The sequence below is a fragment of the Klebsiella sp. JN_Kp127 genome, assembly GCF_040062505.1.
Classification (GTDB): Bacteria; Pseudomonadota; Gammaproteobacteria; order Enterobacterales; family Enterobacteriaceae; genus Klebsiella; species Klebsiella quasipneumoniae.
Genome location: NZ_JBEAHS010000042.1, coordinates 72992 through 90357 on the forward strand (window position 1 = coordinate 72992; position 17366 = coordinate 90357).

The 17366-nt window shown below is 56.7% G+C and carries 19 protein-coding genes and 1 tRNA gene; 14 read left to right on the top strand and 6 right to left on the bottom strand.

Annotation, left to right across the window (positions count from 1 at the left end):
• Positions 1 to 6 precede the first annotated feature (6 nt).
• The 8 genes from ABLV04_RS16270 (at position 7) to ABLV04_RS16305 (ending at position 6458) form a co-directional block, all read left to right on the top strand.
• Complete coding sequence (locus ABLV04_RS16270; protein ID WP_004205181.1) at positions 7 to 708, top strand: YggS family pyridoxal phosphate-dependent enzyme; 702 nt, start codon at positions 7 to 9, stop codon at positions 706 to 708.
• A 20-nt stretch (positions 709 to 728) separates the two neighbouring features.
• A complete protein-coding gene (locus tag ABLV04_RS16275) occupies positions 729 to 1295 on the top strand; it encodes a YggT family protein (protein ID WP_002916613.1) in 567 nt (188 codons plus the stop codon).
• The gene (gene yggU, locus ABLV04_RS16280; protein WP_004205183.1) at positions 1292 to 1582 is read left to right on the top strand and encodes a DUF167 family protein YggU; all 291 of its coding nucleotides are present in this window, start codon (positions 1292 to 1294) and stop codon (positions 1580 to 1582) included. The genes ABLV04_RS16275 and yggU overlap by 4 nt, the downstream gene beginning before the upstream one ends.
• 12 nt (positions 1583 to 1594) lie before the next feature.
• The gene (locus ABLV04_RS16285; RefSeq protein WP_023290995.1) at positions 1595 to 2188 is read left to right on the top strand and encodes an XTP/dITP diphosphatase; all 594 of its coding nucleotides are present in this window, start codon (positions 1595 to 1597) and stop codon (positions 2186 to 2188) included.
• A complete protein-coding gene (gene hemW / locus ABLV04_RS16290) occupies positions 2181 to 3317 on the top strand; it encodes a radical SAM family heme chaperone HemW (protein WP_023290996.1) in 1137 nt (378 codons plus the stop codon). Before ABLV04_RS16285 ends, hemW begins: the two co-directional genes overlap by 8 nt.
• Positions 3318 to 3621: 304 nt before the next feature.
• Positions 3622 to 4608: a TRAP transporter substrate-binding protein gene (locus ABLV04_RS16295; protein WP_048298270.1), complete on the top strand. Its 987-nt coding sequence runs from the start codon at positions 3622 to 3624 to the stop codon at positions 4606 to 4608.
• Between the two features lie 46 nt (positions 4609 to 4654).
• Complete coding sequence (locus ABLV04_RS16300; protein WP_044524703.1) at positions 4655 to 5146, top strand: TRAP transporter small permease; 492 nt, start codon at positions 4655 to 4657, stop codon at positions 5144 to 5146.
• A gap of 10 nt (positions 5147 to 5156) precedes the next feature.
• Positions 5157 to 6458, top strand: a complete 1302-nt coding sequence (locus ABLV04_RS16305) for a TRAP transporter large permease subunit (RefSeq protein ID WP_050533744.1) — start codon at positions 5157 to 5159, stop codon at positions 6456 to 6458.
• A gap of 188 nt (positions 6459 to 6646) precedes the next feature.
• Here the strand turns inward: ABLV04_RS16305 and ABLV04_RS16310 are convergent, their stop codons facing one another.
• The 4 genes from ABLV04_RS16310 to trmB form a co-directional block, all read right to left on the bottom strand.
• A complete protein-coding gene (locus tag ABLV04_RS16310) occupies positions 6647 to 7654 on the bottom strand; it encodes a DUF1202 family protein (protein WP_064158001.1) in 1008 nt (335 codons plus the stop codon).
• Positions 7655 to 7764: 110 nt separating this feature from the next.
• Positions 7765 to 8484: a DUF2884 domain-containing protein gene (locus ABLV04_RS16315; RefSeq protein ID WP_032428990.1), complete on the bottom strand. Its 720-nt coding sequence runs from the start codon at positions 8482 to 8484 to the stop codon at positions 7765 to 7767.
• 50 nt (positions 8485 to 8534) lie between these two features.
• Positions 8535 to 8861 carry a YggL family protein gene (locus ABLV04_RS16320; protein WP_023291003.1) on the bottom strand — a complete coding sequence of 109 codons (327 nt, stop codon included), beginning with the start codon at positions 8859 to 8861 and terminating at the stop codon, positions 8535 to 8537.
• Positions 8861 to 9580, bottom strand: coding sequence for a tRNA (guanosine(46)-N7)-methyltransferase TrmB (gene trmB / locus ABLV04_RS16325; protein ID WP_004205192.1), 720 nt, complete (start codon positions 9578 to 9580; stop codon positions 8861 to 8863). The genes ABLV04_RS16320 and trmB overlap by 1 nt, the downstream gene beginning before the upstream one ends.
• A gap of 136 nt (positions 9581 to 9716) precedes the next feature.
• On the opposite strand from trmB, the gene mutY reads away from it, so the two are divergent.
• The 4 genes from mutY (at position 9717) to ABLV04_RS16345 (ending at position 13654) form a co-directional block, all read left to right on the top strand.
• Positions 9717 to 10775 carry an A/G-specific adenine glycosylase gene (gene mutY / locus ABLV04_RS16330; protein ID WP_023291004.1) on the top strand — a complete coding sequence of 353 codons (1059 nt, stop codon included), beginning with the start codon at positions 9717 to 9719 and terminating at the stop codon, positions 10773 to 10775.
• 27 nt (positions 10776 to 10802) lie between these two features.
• Positions 10803 to 11078 (top strand): oxidative damage protection protein, encoded by a 276-nt coding sequence (locus ABLV04_RS16335; protein ID WP_004105744.1) that lies wholly within the window; start codon positions 10803 to 10805, stop codon positions 11076 to 11078.
• A gap of 48 nt (positions 11079 to 11126) precedes the next feature.
• On the top strand, positions 11127 to 12209 hold the full coding sequence (gene mltC, locus ABLV04_RS16340; protein WP_002916629.1) for a membrane-bound lytic murein transglycosylase MltC: 1083 nt from the start codon (positions 11127 to 11129) through the stop codon (positions 12207 to 12209).
• A 191-nt stretch (positions 12210 to 12400) separates the two neighbouring features.
• Positions 12401 to 13654: a nucleoside permease gene (locus ABLV04_RS16345; protein WP_023291005.1), complete on the top strand. Its 1254-nt coding sequence runs from the start codon at positions 12401 to 12403 to the stop codon at positions 13652 to 13654.
• A 43-nt stretch (positions 13655 to 13697) separates the two neighbouring features.
• On the opposite strand, the gene ABLV04_RS16350 is transcribed toward ABLV04_RS16345, so the two are convergent.
• The gene (locus ABLV04_RS16350) at positions 13698 to 15836 is read right to left on the bottom strand and encodes an ornithine decarboxylase (protein WP_023291006.1); all 2139 of its coding nucleotides are present in this window, start codon (positions 15834 to 15836) and stop codon (positions 13698 to 13700) included.
• A 419-nt stretch (positions 15837 to 16255) separates the two neighbouring features.
• On the opposite strand from ABLV04_RS16350, the gene ABLV04_RS16355 reads away from it, so the two are divergent.
• The gene (locus ABLV04_RS16355) at positions 16256 to 16969 is read left to right on the top strand and encodes a DUF554 domain-containing protein (RefSeq protein ID WP_023291007.1); all 714 of its coding nucleotides are present in this window, start codon (positions 16256 to 16258) and stop codon (positions 16967 to 16969) included.
• Between the two features lie 105 nt (positions 16970 to 17074).
• Positions 17075 to 17150: transfer RNA gene (locus ABLV04_RS16360), tRNA-Phe, on the top strand.
• Here ABLV04_RS16360 and ABLV04_RS16365 read toward each other — a convergent pair.
• Positions 17151 to 17366 (bottom strand): hypothetical protein (locus ABLV04_RS16365; protein WP_131033123.1); only part of this gene is annotated, 216 nt, incomplete at its 5' end.

A 17366-nucleotide genomic window follows, 5' to 3' on the forward strand; every position in this document is an offset into this window, starting at 1 on the left:
CGGAATATGAACGATATTGCGCATAACCTGGCACAGGTCCGGGACAAAATCTCCGGTGCCGCCGCCCGTTGCGGGCGTGCGCCAGAAGAAGTGACATTGCTTGCAGTGAGTAAAACGAAACCTGCGAGCGCGATCGAAGAAGCCATCGCGGCAGGCCAGCGGGCATTTGGTGAAAACTACGTCCAGGAGGGCGTGGAGAAGATTAACCATTTCCAGCAGGCAGGCGTCAGCGGTCTGCAGTGGCACTTTATTGGCCCCCTGCAGTCCAACAAAAGCCGGCTGGTGGCCGAACATTTTGACTGGTGCCACACCGTCGATCGGTTGAAAATCGCCACCCGCCTGAACGAGCAGCGCCCGGCGCATTTACCGCCGCTGAAGGTACTGATTCAAATCAACATTAGCGATGAGCAGAGTAAATCCGGCATCCCGCTGGAAGCGCTCGATGCCTTGGCGGCGGAGATCGCTGAGTTACCTCATCTGGAGCTGCGCGGCCTGATGGCGATCCCCGCGCCTGAGTCAGAATATGTAAGGCAGTTTGCCGTCGCCCAGCAAATGGCGGTAGCATTTGCGCGGTTAAAAACGCGGTACCCCACGGTCGATACGTTGTCTCTGGGAATGTCGGACGATATGGAAGCCGCTATCGCGGCGGGAAGCACAATGGTGCGCATCGGCACGGCCATTTTTGGTGCGCGCGACTACAGCAAATAATAAGGAATCTGAGGAACGCCATGAAGACGTTGACTTTCCTGCTTTCAACGGTCATTGAGCTTTACACGATGGTCGTGTTGTTACGCGTCTGGATGCAGTGGGCGCGCTGCGACTTTTACAACCCGTTTTCGCAGTTTGTGGTAAAGGCCACGCAGCCGATTGTCGGGCCGCTGCGCCGGATTATCCCGGCAATGGGGCCGATTGACAGCGCCTCGCTGCTGGTGGCATTCATCCTCTGCGTCATCAAAGCGATCGTACTGTTTATGGTGATCACCTTCCAGCCGATCATCTGGATCTCCGCTCTGCTTATTCTGCTGAAAACCATCGGCTCGCTGATCTTCTGGGTGCTCCTGCTGATGGCGATCATGAGCTGGGTCAGCCAGGGACGCAGCCCGGTGGAGTATGTGCTGATGCAGCTGGCGGACCCGCTGCTGCGCCCTATCCGCAACCTGCTGCCGTCGATGGGCGGTATCGATTTCTCACCGATGGTGCTGGTGCTGCTGCTGTACGTGATCAATATGGGTATCGCCGAGGTGCTGCAGGCCACCGGTAACGTACTGCTGCCGGGGCTGTGGATGGCGCTATGAGTGCCGTTGAAAGCTGCGCTGACGGGCTGGTGCTGAGGCTGTATATTCAGCCGAAGGCCAGCCGCGACAGCATCGTGGGCGTGCATGGCGACGAGCTCAAAGTCGCCATTACCGCCCCGCCCGTTGATGGCCAGGCCAATGCCCATCTGGTGAAATTTCTCGCCAAACAGTTCCGCGTCGCCAAAAGCCAGGTACTGATTGAAAAAGGCGAGCTGGGCCGCCATAAGCAAGTTAAAATCATCGCCCCACAACAGATCCCGACTGCGGTCGCGGCGCTAACTGAATAAACAGGATTCATCATGCAAAAAGTCGTCCTCGCTACCGGCAACGCCGGTAAAGTGCGCGAACTGGCCTCGCTGCTGGAAGATTTTGGTCTCGATATCGTCGCTCAGACCGAGCTGGGCGTCGAGTCTGCGGAAGAGACCGGTCTGACCTTCATTGAAAACGCGATTCTGAAGGCGCGTCATGCGGCACAGATCACCGGCCTGCCGGCTATCGCCGACGATTCCGGTCTGGCCGTCGATGCCCTGGGCGGCGCGCCGGGCATCTACTCCGCCCGCTATGCCGGCGTCGACGCCAGCGACCAGCAGAACCTTGAGAAACTGCTCGACGCCCTGCAGGACGTGCCGGACGACCAGCGCCAGGCGCAATTCCACTGCGTACTGGTCTATCTGCGCCATGCCGAGGATCCCACGCCGCTGGTGTGCCACGGCAGCTGGCCTGGGGTGATCGCCCGGAAAGCCGCGGGTCAGGGCGGTTTCGGCTACGACCCGATCTTCTTCGTCCCGTCAGAAGGAAAAACCGCGGCCGAACTGAGCCGTGAAGAAAAGAGCGCTATTTCCCATCGCGGGCAAGCGCTGAAATTGTTACTGGAAGCATTACGTAATGGCTAATTTGCCGCCGCTGAGTCTCTATATCCATATTCCCTGGTGCGTGCAGAAATGCCCGTACTGCGACTTTAATTCGCATGCGCTGAAAGGCGAAGTGCCGCACGATGACTACGTCCAGCATCTGCTGAACGATCTGCGGGCCGATGCGCAGTATGCCCAGGGACGGGAAATAGGCACCATTTTTATCGGCGGCGGTACGCCGAGCCTGCTGTCCGGCCCGGCCATGCAAACCCTGCTCGATGGCGTCCGCGCCTGCCTGCCGCTGGCCGCCGGGGCGGAAATCACCATGGAAGCCAACCCGGGCACCGTGGAGGCCGATCGCTTCGTTGATTACCAGCGCGCCGGGGTGAATCGCATCTCCATCGGCGTACAAAGCTTTAGCGAACCGAAGCTGCAGCGGCTGGGGCGGATCCACGGCCCGGAAGAGGCAAAACGCGCGGCACGCCTCGCCAGCGGCCTGGGCCTGCGCAGTTTCAATCTCGACCTGATGCACGGTTTGCCGGACCAGTCTCTGGAGGAGGCGCTGGACGATCTGCGTCAGGCCATTGCTCTCAACCCGCCGCATCTCTCGTGGTACCAGCTGACCATTGAGCCGAACACCTTGTTCGGCTCCCGGCCGCCGGTGCTGCCGGATGACGACGCGCTATGGGATATTTTCGAGCAGGGGCATCAGCTGCTGAACGCCGCCGGCTACCAGCAGTACGAGACTTCCGCTTACGCCAAACCGGGCTATCAGTGTCAGCATAATCTCAATTACTGGCGCTTTGGCGACTACCTTGGCATCGGCTGCGGCGCGCACGGCAAGATAACCTTCCCGGACGGGCGCATTCTGCGTACTGCCAAAACCCGCCACCCGCGCGGCTATATGGAAGGCCGCTACCTCGAACGTCAGCATGATGTGGAAGAGGCGGATAAACCGTTTGAGTTCTTTATGAACCGTTTTCGCCTGCTGGAGGCCGCGCCGCGCGCGGAATTCCGCCGTTATACCGGTCTTGATGAAGCGGCGATCCGTCCGCAGCTGGACGCGGCGATAGCTCAGGGCTATCTGCAGGAAGACGAGCAGAACTGGCAGATCACCGAGCATGGAAAGCTGTTTTTAAATTCTCTTCTCGAACTATTCCTTAGCGAATAAATATCGTTATCCCATTCCCGCCAGGCAGAGTGCGGGAATGGGAATAACTCGATTCCTCCGCCATATATACCTTATTATATCCGATTCATTCTTATTAAATATTCCACCCTCAAATTAATTTGCATTAATTAATACAAGCCAAGTATCAATCCAGCAATAAGATCGGTTATTTCCTTACCTCATTGCCAGAAAGTGTGAGTCAGGTAGCTTAAAGATGTACGACAACAAAGATAATATGTCATACAGAAATAAAGCATGATGCTAAAGATATTGACCAATTATCCCAAGTGCATGGAGCCAACTCATGAAAAAATACCCTTTTTCTCGTTCTCTGGTAGGTATAGCTTTACTGGCCCTACTCTCCGCAGGAGCCGTCGCGGCTGAAAAAGTCACGTTAAAACTGGCACATAACCTTGAGCGTAGCCATGTGGTGCATCAGGCGCTGGAGGAGATGTCCAGAGAGGTAAACCAGCTTTCTGACGGTAAGATGAAGATTCGTATTTACCCCAGTAGTCAGATGGGCAGCGCGCGCGAGACCATGGAGTTATTACAAAATGGCGCGCTGGATATGACCAAAGGTTCCGCCAGCGATCTGGAGTCTTTCGATAATATTTACGCCATTTATAATTTACCCTTCCTGTTTAACGACCAGAATCACTTCAATAAAGTCGTCTTCGGCGAGGTGGGCAAGGAAATAATGAACTCGACGAAAGAGAAAGGATTCTTTGCCCTTTCCGCTTTTGTCGCCGGGACGCGAAGCTTTTATGCCAAAAAGCCCATTACTAAACCAGAAGATTTAAAAGGACTGAAGATCCGCGTCCAGGCCAGCCCGACAACGTTAAAAATGGTCGAATTAATGGGCGGTTCCCCGACCCCCATCTCCTTTGGTGAAGTTTATACCGCCATGCAGCAGGGGGTGGTAGACGGCGCGGAAAATAACGTTCCCTCCTGGGTGCAGACGCGCCATATCGAAATCGCGAAAGTATTCTCTGAAGATGAGCACGCCTCCATCCCTGACTTCCTCGTTATCTCCAGCAAAACCTGGGACAAGCTGACGCCGGATCAGCAGCACATTCTGATCAAAGCGGCGAAAGCCTCAGAGATTTATCAGCAACAGCTGTGGCGGAAGATCGATGCCGATACCCGCGCGCAGGCCAAAGCCCTGGGCGGAGAAATAGTCAAAGTAGATAAAGCGCCGTTCCGCGCCGCCGTGCAGCCGCTATACGATGACTTTAAAAAAGATCCCAGCCAGGCCGCCCTGCTGGCCAAATTTGAAGCTGCCGCGGAATAACCTTTAACGGGCCGGCCGCTGGCCCGTTTGCACCAGGAAATCAACGATGATACTTAACCGCATTAAGCTGGCGGTGGACCGCACCATCGCCGCCTTCTCTGTCGCTGTAATGATTGCGCTGGTTGTCTGCGTCGTCTGGCAGGTATTCAGCCGCTACGTGCTCAACCAGCCAAGCACCCTGACCGACGAGCTGGCGCGCTTCTTAATGATCTGGGTCGGGCTACTGGGCGCGGCCTATACCGTCGGCGCCCAGCGTCACCTGGCGATTGATTTACTCACCATGACGCTCTCTCCCCGCAGGCAGGCGCTTTTCAGCGTCATCATTAACCTGCTGATCCTGCTGTTTGCCGGCGCAGTGATTGTGACCGGCGGCGTAAAACTGATTGCAAAAACGCTGTCGACCGCCCAGGTCTCAGCCGCGATGCAGATCCCCATGGGCTACGTGTATCTGATCCTGCCGCTCACCGGCATCATGATGATGTTTTACGCATTGTGTTTTATCAGTAACGGCCTGAAAAACATCAAACATGCAGAATAAGGAGCAACTCATGGATAGCTATATTGCACTGACGCTGTTTGGCGCTTTCTTTATTCTGGTTTTTATTGGCGTTCCCATCTCCTTCGCCATCGGTATCGCTACCGTTGGTTCGATGCTGCTGATGTTTCCCTGGGATATCGCGGTGATTACCGTGTCTCAACGCCTGGCGAACGGGCTTGATAACTTCGCGCTGCTGGCCATCCCCTTTTTTATCTTTGCCGGAACCCTGATGAACAGCGGCGGGATTGCCATACGTTTAATCAATCTGGCGCAGGTGATGGTCGGACGCGTGCCGGGCTCTCTGGGCCACGTCAACGTGCTGGCCAATATGATGTTCGGCTCGATTTCCGGTTCAGCCGTCGCCGCCGCCGCGGCGGTAGGTGGCACGCTCAACCCCATTCAGACGCAGAAAGGCTACGATCCGACCTTTTCCACAGCGGTAAACGTCTCATCCTGCATCACGGGTCTGCTTATTCCGCCGTCAAACGTCCTGATCGTCTTTTCCCTGACCGCAGGCGGCGTCTCGGTGGCCTCGCTGTTTATGGCCGGCTATTTGCCGGGCATCCTGATGGGCCTGGCTATTATGCTGGTCTGCGGCTGCATCGCTAAACGCCGCGGCTATCCGGTTTCCGAACGGCCGACCTGCGCCCAGGCGGCAAAGGCCTTTTTCGATGCTCTGCCCAGCCTGCTGCTGGTCATCATTGTGATGGGCGGGATCCTTGGCGGCATTTTTACCGCGACGGAAGCCTCTGCCATCGCCGTGGTCTACACCTTTATCCTGTCGGTACTGATCTATCGGGAAGTGAAGTGGCGCGATCTGCCGAAGCTGATTCTGGAATCGGTAGTCATGACCTCTATTGTGCTGCTGCTGATTGGCTTTTCGGTGGGCATGTCGTGGGCGATGACCAACGCCGACATTCCCTACATGATAAGCGATGCGCTAATGGGGGTGTCGGAAAACCCGGTGGTGATCCTGCTGTTGATAAATATCGTGCTGCTAATCGTCGGCATTTTTATGGATATGACCCCTGCGGTGCTGATTTTCACGCCGATATTTCTGCCCATTGCTGAGGATTTGGGCATGAACCCGGTTCATTTCGGCATCATGATGGTCGCTAACCTGTGCATCGGCCTGCTGACCCCACCGGTAGGCAGCGCGCTGTTTGTCGGCTGCTCCATTTCAGGAGTGAAAATTCAGCAGCTCATCAAACCGTTGCTGCCGTTCTACGCCGCCCTGCTGATCGCGCTGATGATGATTGTTTATATCCCGCCGATCTCGCTGTTTATTCCACAGCTGCTGGGGCTGATGTAGGGTTTTGCCCAGGAGAAGGGGCTATCCTCCCTGAGGAAAAACAAGCGTTAGCCCCCGTGCTAACGCTTCTGCCCGGGCGGCGCTTAGCGCCCTGCCCGTCAGGCAAAAATCTTCAATATCAGAACATTGTGTCATCCGACAAGCCTATACCCGCCAGGCGCAGCCGGGCCATTCCGAACCTGATTCGGCTACTTAAGGACCCCGTCGCGGCGCATCTTCTCCAGCCCCTCCTGCCAGTATTTTTCGTCGCGAGCCAAATCCCGATAGCGTATCTCCAGCGCCATCAGCTGAGCGCTCAGTTCGCCTTTTTGCTTCTGCAGCGGCGCTATCTTTTTATCGCGCGCGGCCATCTCCGCTTTGATATTTTCACTCATCTCTTTATGCTGGCGATAATAGTTACGCTTCTGCTCATTCAGCACAGCATCGCGCTCGGCGCGCAGCGGCCCGGCATCGCAAACCGCTTTTTTCTGACAGGCGGTCAGGGCGGGTTCATAGATAGTTTTGTAGTAATGATTCTCGAATTTCAGCGGATCGTTTTGCCGATCTACTTCATACATTTTTTCCAGCATCGCCTGCTGCACGTCGCTGCGATCGAGCGTCTTGCCGTTCGCATCCGTACCCCATGAACGGTTAATCTGCTCCTCTAACGCGGCGATCTCGGTTTTCAGCGCATCCTGTTGCCCTTGCAACGTCTTCATCGTGGCTTTGCTGGCGGCAAAGCTGGCGTTAATTTTGGCAAATTGCGCCATAAATTTGTGGTCATTAACGATCAGGTTTTTACTTTCATCCCCTCCGATTTCCTTCAAGGTTCTCCCGCCCCTCTTCGCCGCCATTTGCAGCGAAAAGAATTCGGTCTGCCAGCCGGAGTCTTTGGTCCCTACCGAGGTCATCATGGCGGAGAATTTTACCGGCCGCCCCCTGGTCCAGACTCGCTCATAAAAAAAGTAATCTCCCGCGACGCCGACGCAAATATAGAGATCTTCCGCGGCGGCCATATCGCCTTCCAGCATATAGGTCGCCTGATTTCCCCGGGCGTCGAGCTGCTTTAGCGTCACACTTTGCAAGCGCATAATCCCGCCAGTCTGTTCAGCAAACTGCTTTTTCACCACGTCGTCTGTTGGCGTGTTGGCATCCGCCAGCACGTAACAAGGGGAAGCGATCATCAGGACGGTGAGCGTTTTCCATGCCTCTTTCATCAGCAAATTCCTTTTATGAATACAGCAGGCATCATAAGGCGTTCGCCACCGCAGGCAGGATAAATGAAATCTGATTTTGCTACCTGCGGACGCAGGTAGCGGGATGTCGCTTACTTTAACGAGCCCACCAGCGCTTTGCGGCTGTCCTCAAGGGAGACCACTCGGCTGCAGACGTCTTTACCAAACTGCTGGAAATCGGCCTCCTGGTTTTTCCACTCGTCCTGAATCGCGGTTTGCAGACCGCCGAGGCTGCCGAGAATGCCCTGCAGCGGGTTGCCGCCGCCTTTGAGCACCGCTTTCGCCCCCATCTCGTTAATGCTGTCCTGCAGAATGCCGCCCATCGCCTGATTCACCAGCTGCTGGCCGTCGGCGCGCACCTGGTCGATGGCTTTATAGTGGAAGGTCAGGCCATCGCTGCGGCGCTCAATGATGCGGTTCATCTGTTCTTTCAGCTGCGCGTCCAGCTTAGTCAGACGACCGTGCATACTGCTGTCGGCGCCGACCTGTTCGGTAATGATTTTATCCAGCGCCTTGCGGCCTTTTTCGACTCGCGAACGCGCGCCTTCGTCAATCCACGGCAGGCTGCTGCGCAGACCGGCCTGATAATCCTGGGCCTGCTCGCGCTGGGCGGCGCTGAGGGCATAGGCCTTGCCGTTAAAGGTCAGGTTACCGTCCGGTTTGATCACCAGATTGCCATTTTCCCCTTTCACCTGGACCTGCTGCGGGGTGAGGATCACATCGTCACGCGGCGTGACGCTACACTGGTAGTCTGCATGGGCAGACAAAGCGGTGACGGAGAGCGCCACCGCCAGCAGCGTTTTACGCATCATAAAACTCCCTTAAGACAAAACGGGCCGGCAGTTGCCGACCCTTGTCAAACTTAGTCCCACCAGACGTCAAAAAGTTCGCTGGTGCGCACATCCTCTAACTTACGCGCTTCCAGCCATTGGCGCACGATGGCCTGATGCTCTTCGGTACATTTACCGATCTCCTGCATGCAGATCAGCCCCTCCCAGGAGAGATAGCCGCTGCCGTCAAAGGCCAGTTTGTTCGGCTCAATCACCTCTTCGATCAGATCGTTGACCGTCTGGTCGATCTGCTCTTCGCTGGTCCCTTCCGGGAAACGCCAGGCGACGGAGAAGCCTAACTCCTGAAACTCGTCGATATGCATTTTTTTCCGCAGACGACGGCTACGATTCTTGGCCATTATTTCACCCTCTCGAACATTAAGTCCCATACGCCGTGGCCGAGACGATGGCCACGCTGTTCAAATTTGGTTACCGGGCGCGATTCCGGGCGCGGTACGTAATCGTTGCTTGCCGACTGGTTACGGTACCCTTCCAGCGAGGACATCACTTCCAGCATATGGACGGCATAGGCTTCCCAGTCGGTCGCCATATGGAAGACGCCGCCGAGCTTCAGTTTACTTTTCACCAGCTCGGCGAAGGGCGGCTGCACGATACGACGTTTATTATGGCGCGCTTTGTGCCACGGGTCAGGGAAAAACAGCTGCACCATATTCAGCGAGTTATCCGGAATCATAGTGTGCAGCACTTCCACCGCATCGTGACACATCACGCGCAGGTTTTGCACACCTTCTTCTTCGGCCGAGGCCAGACAGGCGCCGACGCCCGGGGAGTGCACTTCGATGCCGAGGAAATTCTGTTCCGGTTTGGCTTTTGCCATCGCCACCAGCGAGGCGCCCATCCCGAAGCCAATTTCGAGGGTGACCGGCGCTTCGCGGCCAAACAGGGCGGCGAAATCGAGCGGCGCATCGTTGAATTCAACGCCCATCACCGGCCAAATGTTATCCAGCGCATGCTGCTGCCCTTTCGTCAGGCGGCCCTGGCGACGGACGAAGCTACGAATACGGCGCAGCGGACGGCCGTTTTCATCAAATTCCGGAGAGATGACGTCGTTTTTCATAAAAGTTAGGTCTGCTAGTGAAAGTGTTCGGAAAACGGGCATTATCCAAAGTTACCCGGCGGATGCAAGGGTTTACAGCCACTCGGCCTTGTGCTGCAATCTGCCACCCTGTAATCGCGATCCCGGAGCCGTAGCTTTGACTTTTCTCGCCACGCAATTTTCAGCCCAGGTCCTGGACTGGTACGACAAATACGGGCGTAAAACCCTGCCCTGGCAAATCGCCAAGACGCCCTACAAAGTATGGCTCTCCGAAGTGATGTTGCAACAAACACAGGTGACCACGGTTATCCCGTATTTTGAACGCTTTATGGCGCGTTTCCCCACGGTGGTCGATCTCGCCAACGCGCCGCTGGATGAGGTGCTGCACCTGTGGACCGGACTGGGTTACTACGCGCGGGCGCGCAACTTACACAAAGCGGCGCAGCAGGTGGCGGCGCAGCACGGCGGCGAATTCCCGCAGACCTTTGACGAAGTGGCGGCGCTTCCCGGCGTCGGGCGCTCAACGGCGGGGGCCATTTTATCCCTTTCGCTCGGTCAGCATTATCCGATTCTCGACGGCAACGTGAAGCGCGTGCTCGCCCGCTGCTATGCTGTCAGCGGCTGGCCGGGGAAAAAAGAGGTGGAAAAACGGCTGTGGGAGATCAGCGAAGCGGTCACGCCGGCGAAGGGCGTGGAGCGCTTTAACCAGGCGATGATGGATCTCGGGGCGATGGTCTGCACCCGATCGAAGCCGAAGTGCGAACTGTGCCCGCTGAGCAACGGCTGCGTGGCCTACGCCAATCATTCATGGGCAGAATATCCGGGCAAAAAACCGAAGCAGACCATTCCGGAACGCACCGGCTATTTCCTGCTGATGCAGCACGGCGACGAGGTGTTTCTCGCCCAGCGTCCGCCGGTGGGCCTGTGGGGCGGATTGTTCTGTTTTCCGCAGTTTGCCGACGAAGCGGGCCTGCGCGAGTGGCTGGCACAGCGCCAGATTAAGGCCGATAATCTGACGCAGCTCACCGCTTTTCGCCACACTTTCAGCCATTTCCATCTGGATATTGTGCCGATGTGGCTTACAGTGCACTCATCTGGCGCATGCATGGATGAAGGCAACGCACTCTGGTATAACTTAGCGCAGCCGCCGTCCGTCGGTCTGGCGGCCCCCGTGGAGCGCTTGTTGCAACAGTTAAAAGCCGGAACGCCGGTATAAATTTTCGGCTATCAAAGAGGATTGATTATGAGCAGAACCATTTTTTGTACCTTCCTGCAGCGTGAAGCGGACGGCCAGGATTTTCAGCTGTATCCGGGCGAACTCGGGAAGCGCATTTACAACGAAATCTCCAAAGAAGCCTGGGCGCAGTGGCAGCACAAGCAGACCATGCTGATCAACGAGAAAAAGCTCAGCATGATGAACCCGGAGCACCGCAAGCTGCTGGAGCAGGAGATGGTGCAGTTCCTGTTTGAAGGGAAAGACGTGCACATCGAAGGCTATACGCCGCCGGAAAAACAGTAAGGGCCCTGCGGCCTTTTAAAAACAAACACAACACGCACGCCCGGAATGATGAAAAAATACTTAGCGCTCGCGCTGATTGCGCCGTTGCTCGTTTCGTGTTCCAGCTCCAATAAAAAAGGCGCCGAATACAACGAGGCCTGGGTCAAGGATACCAACGGTTTTGATATCCTGATGGGCCAGTTTGCCCACAACATCGAGAACATTTGGGGGTACAACGAAGTCCTGCTCGCCGGGCCGAAGGACTACGTCAAATACACCGACCAGTATCAAACCCGCAGCCACATCAACTTCGATGAAGGGACGATCACCGTAGAGACCATCGCCGGCACCGATCCGCGCGGACGACTGCGCCAGGCGATCGTCAAAACCCTGCTGATGGGCGATGACCCCAACTCCATCGACCTCTATTCCGATGTCGATGACATTCAGATCTCCAAAGAGCCGTTCCTCTATGGCCAGGTGGTGGATAACACCGGGGCATCGATTCGCTGGGAGTGGCGCGCCGCGCGCTTTGCCGACTATCTGCTGCAAACCCGCCTGAAGAGCCGCAACAACGGCCTGCGCGTGGTCTACAGCATCACCATCAACCTGGTGCCGAACCACCTCGACAAACGTGCGCATAAATACCTCGGCATGGTGCGTCAGGCCTCGCGTAAGTATGGGGTTGATGAGTCGCTGATCCTCGCGATTATGCAGACCGAATCCTCCTTTAACCCTTATGCGGTCAGCCATGCCGACGCCATGGGGCTGATGCAGGTGGTCCAGCACAGCGCCGGCAGAGACGTCTTCCGTTCCCAGGGTAAATCGGGCCTGCCAAGCCGCAGCTATCTGTTCGACCCGGCGAATAACATTGACACCGGTACCGCCTACCTGGCGATGCTGAACAATGTCTACCTCGCCGGCATCGATAACCCCACCTCGCGTCGCTACGCGGTGATCACCGCCTATAACGGCGGCGCCGGCAGCGTGCTGCGGGTCTTCTCCAGCGATAAAGTCCAGGCGGCCAATATCATCAACAGCATGGCGCCAGGGGACGTCTACCAGACCCTGACTACCCGCCATCCTTCGGCGGAATCGCGCCGCTATCTGTATAAAGTTAACACGGCGCAGAAAAGCTACCGCCGTAAATAACCCCCCTCCTGACACCGGCCTCAGCCCCGCGCTGAGGCCGCGTTTTTTCTGAGCCATACGGTGCAATATCTTTCGGTTTTCTGCGGCAGTTAACAGAAGCCTTCGGTTGGCGAATGATAGAATCGCATCAAAATAACGGGTTTAATGTTATTTTAAAAACATAACAAGCCCATATTCGTGAGGATAACTACATGAATCTTAAGCTGCAGCTCAAAATACTGTCGTTCCTGCAGTTCTGTCTTTGGGGGAGCTGGCTTACCACGCTTGGCTCATACATGTTTGTCACCCTGAAGTTTGACGGCGCAGCAATCGGCGCGGTTTATAGCTCGCTCGGTATCGCCGCGGTGCTGATGCCGACGCTGCTCGGCATCGTCGCCGACAAGTGGATTAGCGCCAAATGGGTGTATGCCGTTTGTCACCTGGTGGGTGCGCTGACGCTGTATCTGGCGGCGCAGGTCACCACGCCGGGCGAAATGTTCCTCGTGATCCTCCTTAACTCACTGGCCTATATGCCGACGCTGGGGCTGATTAACACCATCTCTTACTATCGCCTGCAGTCGGCGGGGCTGGATATCGTTACCGATTTTCCGCCGATCCGTATCTGGGGCACTATCGGCTTTATCTTCGCCATGTGGGGCGTCAGCTTCTCCGGCTTTGAGCTGAGCCATATGCAGTTGTACATCGGTGCGACGCTGTCGGTATTGCTGGCGCTGTTCACCCTGACGCTGCCGACGATCCCGGTGGCTAACGCCCAGCGTAATCAAAGCTGGACGGAGATGCTGGGGCTTAACGCTTTCGCGCTGTTTAAAAACAAGCGCATGGCCATCTTCTTTATCTTTTCGATGATGCTCGGCGCCGAGCTGCAAATCACCAACATGTTCGGTAATACCTTCCTGCACAGCTTCGATAAAGATCCGCTGTTTGCCGGCAGCTTTATCGTCGAACACGCCTCGGTGCTGATGTCGATCTCGCAGATCTCCGAGACCCTGTTTATCCTGACCATCCCGTTCTTCCTCAGCCGCTACGGCATTAAGAACGTCATGCTGATGAGTATCGTGGCGTGGATGCTGCGCTTCGGCCTGTTCGCCTTTGGCGACCCGACGCCGTTCGGCACCGTGCTGCTGGTACTGTCGATGATCGTCTACGGTTGCGCCTTCGACTTCTTCAACATCTCCGGTTCAGTGTTCGTTGAGAAAGAGGTGCGCCCGGAAATCCGCGCCAGCGCCCAGGGGATGTTCCTGATGATGACCAACGGCTTCGGCTGTATTCTCGGTGGCATGGTGAGCGGCAAAGTGGTGGAGCACTTTACCGTCGAAGGGATCACTAACTGGCAGAGCGTGTGGCTGATTTTCGCCGGCTATTCGCTGGCGCTGGCTTTTGCCTTCGTGGCGCTGTTCAAATACAAACACGTCAGACAGCCGACCGCCGCGCAGCAGAGCGCGTGATCGGCAAAAGTAAAACGCCCCGCCTGTTTGGCGGGGCGTTTTTTTATCCCTTCAACACGTAGCCATACAGCCGCTTAATGCCGTCCGGATCCGTCTCGCTATATACTCCCTGCAGCTCCGGCGAGAAGCCCGGTAGCATATTGACCCCCTCCTCCAGCGCGAGGAAATAGCGCAGCACAGCGCCCCCCCAGACCTCACCGGGCACCACGCATAATACCCCCGGCGGATACGGCAGCGCCCCTTCCGCCGCGACGCGGCCCTCCGCCTCGCTCAGACGCACCAGCTCCACGTCGCCGCGGATAAATTCGCGGTTGGCATCCTGGGGATTCATCACCACCCGCGGGAAGCTCCTTTTACGGAACATCTCTTTTTGCAGGCTCTTCACGTCAAAGCTGACGTACAGATCGTGCATCTCCTGGCACAACTCGCGCAGGGTATAGTCGCGATAGCGCACCGGATATTTGTTGTAGATGGTCGGCAACACATCGGCCAGCGGCGTATCCGCTTCAATATGCTGTTCAAACTGCCCCAGCATCGCCACCAGCTGCGCCATTTTTTCGGCGCTTTCCGCCGGCGTCAGCAGGAACAGAATCGAGTTGAGATCGCACTTCTCCGGCACGATGCCGTTTTCCCGCAGGTAATGCGCCAGAATGGTCGCCGGGATGCCGAACTCACTGTACTCCCCGCTCTCCGCGTCGATGCCAGGGGTGGTCAACAACAGCTTGCACGGGTCGACAAAATACTGGTCGTCGGCATAGCCCTCGAAACCATGCCAGCGCGCGCCCGGTTCGAAGCTGAAGAAACGACGCTCCCGGGCGATCGCTTCGGTCGGGTGATCCTGCCACGGGCGCCCCGCCACCATCGGCGGAATAAAGGGCTGAATCATCTTACAGTTGGCGATGATCGCTTTGCGCGCCTCGATGCCCAGCGCCACGCACTCGGCCCACAGGCGGCGGCCGCTCTCGCCTTCGTGAATTTTGGCGTTGACGTCCAGCGCGGCGAACAGCGGATAAAACGGACTGGTGGAGGCATGCAGCATAAAGGCGTTATTCAGCCGTTTGTGCGGACAGAAGCGCGCCTGGCCGCGCAGATGGTTATCCTTTTTATGGATCTGCGACGTCTGCGAGAAACCGGCCTGCTGCTTGTGTACGGACTGGGTGACAAAAATGCCCGGATCGTCCGGCGTCAGCTCCAGCAGTAGCGGCGAACAGTCGGCCATCATCGGGATAAACTGCTCATAGCCCACCCACGCCGAGTCGAACAGGATGTAATCGCAGAGGTGGCCGATTTTATCGACCACCTGGCGGGCGTTATAGACCGTGCCGTCATAGGTTCCGAGCTGGATCACCGCCAGGCGAAACGGGCGAGCGGCCGTGGCTTTCTCTGGCGCCGCTTCGCGGATGAGATCCCGCAGGTAGCGCTCATCAAAGCAACGCTCGTCAATGCCGCCGATAAAGCCGAACGGATTGCGCGCGGCTTCAAGATAGACAGGCGTCGCCCCCGCCTGAATCAGCGCCCCGTGATGGTTTGACTTGTGGTTGTTGCGATCGAACAGCACCAGATCGCCGCGGGTCAACAGCGCGTTGGTCACAACTTTGTTGGCCGCCGAGGTGCCATTAAGGACGAAGTAGGTTTTATCCGCATTAAAGACCTTCGCGGCGAACTTCTGCGCGTGCTTGGCCGACCCTTCGTGGATCAGCAGATCGCCTAATTTTACATCGGCGTTACACATATCGGCGCGAAAGACGTTTTCGCCAAAAAAGTCATAGAACTGACGGCCTGCGGGGTGCTTTTTGAAAAAGGCCCCGTGCTGGTGTCCCGGACAGGCAAAGGTGCTGTTATCCATTTCGACGTACTGGGTCAGCGTATTGAAAAACGGCGGCAGCAGACGCGCTTCATAATCGCAGGCCGCCGCTTCCAGCTCGAGCCACTCCTGATCTTTACCGGCGATCACCGCCTGTACCCCCTCCGGCTTATCGACCGCCGTCTCGCTCAGCAGGTAGACCGGCAGGTTAAATCCGCTACGCCTGAGGAGGGCAAGGATACCGCTGCGACTGTCCGCGGCGGTGATGACGACTGCCGCCACATCGGTAAAATCGGTACTGTCCAGCGCCACAACGCGGCGGTGGGTGGACAAGCGGGTGACCAGCTCGCAGCTGGCGGCAATGTGCATGGATTTCATAAGCGCAAATGCCCGTATCGGGAGTGTAAAAATCTCAGACAAGGAAAACCTTGCCCAACGATGTGTCCGGGTCTGACGGATTCAGCTCCGACCGCCGGACATCAGTAAAAGCAGACGCGTCCGATCTTACTGTTGCCCTACAGTGAGCATACGTGTCCTTCACCGCATGGTGAACGGAGGGGTAAGCGTAGCAAGATGAGGCAGCCCACGCATCTGTGCGCGGCGTCGCTGGCGAGGTAATGGCAGTGTCGTCATCGGCGGCCTCATATCAGGGAGGAGAAAATTCGCGCAATCATGGCACCTTTCCCTGGCAGGCGCAAGATGAAAACCGTATGCACTTATATCACGGATACACAAGCTTTCACGGCGGGTTAACGTCATAATCAATCGGTTATCAGGGATATTTAACAGGAGTCAGCGTGGTTACAGGACCTTTTATTAATGCCAGCGCGGTGCTGGTCGGCGGCGTGTTAGGCGCCTTACTCAGCCAGCGGTTGCCGGAACGGATCCGCACATCCATGACCTCAATTTTTGGCCTGGCGTCATTAGGCATCGGTATTTTACTGGTGATTAAATGCGCCAATCTGCCGGTGATGGTGCTGTCGACCCTGGTGGGAACGCTGCTCGGCGAAATATGCAATATGGAAAAAGGCATAAATACGCTGGTCAGTCAGCTTCAGCAGTTGCTGTCATCGAAGGGTAAGAAAAAGGCCTCGGCTCATGACTCCTATATTCAGAGCTATGTGGCGATTATCGTCCTGTTCTGCGCCAGCGGCACCGGCGTCTTCGGCGCCATGCGCGAAGGGATGACCGGCGACGCCAGCATTCTGATTGCCAAAGCGTTTCTTGATTTTTTCACCGCCACCATTTTCGCCTGCACCCTGGGCATTGCCGTCGCCGCCATCAGCGTGCCGATGCTGCTTATCCAGCTGACCCTCGCGGCCTGCGCGGCGATCATTATGCCGCTCACCACGCCGATGATGCTGGCGGATTTCAGCGCCGTCGGCGGTATGCTGCTGGTGGCCACAGGGCTGCGCATCTGCGGAATAAAAATGTTTGCCGTGGTGAATATGCTGCCTGCGCTGGTGCTGGCGATGCCGATTTCAGCGGCCTGGACGCTGTTTTTTGCCTGAAGACGCGTGCTTTTAGCGCAATGTGGTGATAGATTGTTCAGTCTGCTGCAAAACAGATAAATTTCGTTGACGAGGCGCGGCGATTACGGTTTAATGCGCCCCGTTGCCCGGATAGCTCAGTCGGTAGAGCAGGGGATTGAAAATCCCCGTGTCCTTGGTTCGATTCCGAGTCCGGGCACCACTATTTAAAGAACCCGCCCAAAAGGCGGGTTTTTGCTTTTCTGCATCCGGACTCTTCATCGAACTCCGTTCGATTATTCGCCGCACAGCGGCTCACCCCTTCGGGGCCAGCGCGACACGCGCGCTGTTCAACGCCTGCGGCGTTAGTCCGAGTCCGGGCACCACTATTTAAAGAACCCGCCCAAAAGGCGGGTTTTTGCTTTTCTGCATCCGGACT

Bases quoted from the DNA above. Each gene is read 5' to 3' on its own strand.
- ABLV04_RS16270 (WP_004205181.1), top strand. From the start codon at position 7: ATGAACGATATTGCGCATAACCTGGCACAGGTCCGGGACAAAATCTCC.
- ABLV04_RS16275 (WP_002916613.1), top strand. From the start codon at position 729: ATGAAGACGTTGACTTTCCTGCTTTCAACGGTCATTGAGCTTTACACG.
- yggU (WP_004205183.1), top strand. From the start codon at position 1,292: ATGAGTGCCGTTGAAAGCTGCGCTGACGGGCTGGTGCTGAGGCTGTAT.
- ABLV04_RS16285 (WP_023290995.1), top strand. From the start codon at position 1,595: ATGCAAAAAGTCGTCCTCGCTACCGGCAACGCCGGTAAAGTGCGCGAA.
- hemW (WP_023290996.1), top strand. From the start codon at position 2,181: ATGGCTAATTTGCCGCCGCTGAGTCTCTATATCCATATTCCCTGGTGC.
- ABLV04_RS16295 (WP_048298270.1), top strand. From the start codon at position 3,622: ATGAAAAAATACCCTTTTTCTCGTTCTCTGGTAGGTATAGCTTTACTG.
- ABLV04_RS16300 (WP_044524703.1), top strand. From the start codon at position 4,655: ATGATACTTAACCGCATTAAGCTGGCGGTGGACCGCACCATCGCCGCC.
- ABLV04_RS16305 (WP_050533744.1), top strand. From the start codon at position 5,157: ATGGATAGCTATATTGCACTGACGCTGTTTGGCGCTTTCTTTATTCTG.
- ABLV04_RS16310 (WP_064158001.1), bottom strand. From the start codon at position 7,654: ATGAAAGAGGCATGGAAAACGCTCACCGTCCTGATGATCGCTTCCCCT.
- ABLV04_RS16315 (WP_032428990.1), bottom strand. From the start codon at position 8,484: ATGATGCGTAAAACGCTGCTGGCGGTGGCGCTCTCCGTCACCGCTTTG.
- ABLV04_RS16320 (WP_023291003.1), bottom strand. From the start codon at position 8,861: ATGGCCAAGAATCGTAGCCGTCGTCTGCGGAAAAAAATGCATATCGAC.
- trmB (WP_004205192.1), bottom strand. From the start codon at position 9,580: ATGAAAAACGACGTCATCTCTCCGGAATTTGATGAAAACGGCCGTCCG.
- ABLV04_RS16335 (WP_004105744.1), top strand. From the start codon at position 10,803: ATGAGCAGAACCATTTTTTGTACCTTCCTGCAGCGTGAAGCGGACGGC.
- mltC (WP_002916629.1), top strand. From the start codon at position 11,127: ATGAAAAAATACTTAGCGCTCGCGCTGATTGCGCCGTTGCTCGTTTCG.
- ABLV04_RS16345 (WP_023291005.1), top strand. From the start codon at position 12,401: ATGAATCTTAAGCTGCAGCTCAAAATACTGTCGTTCCTGCAGTTCTGT.
- ABLV04_RS16350 (WP_023291006.1), bottom strand. From the start codon at position 15,836: ATGAAATCCATGCACATTGCCGCCAGCTGCGAGCTGGTCACCCGCTTG.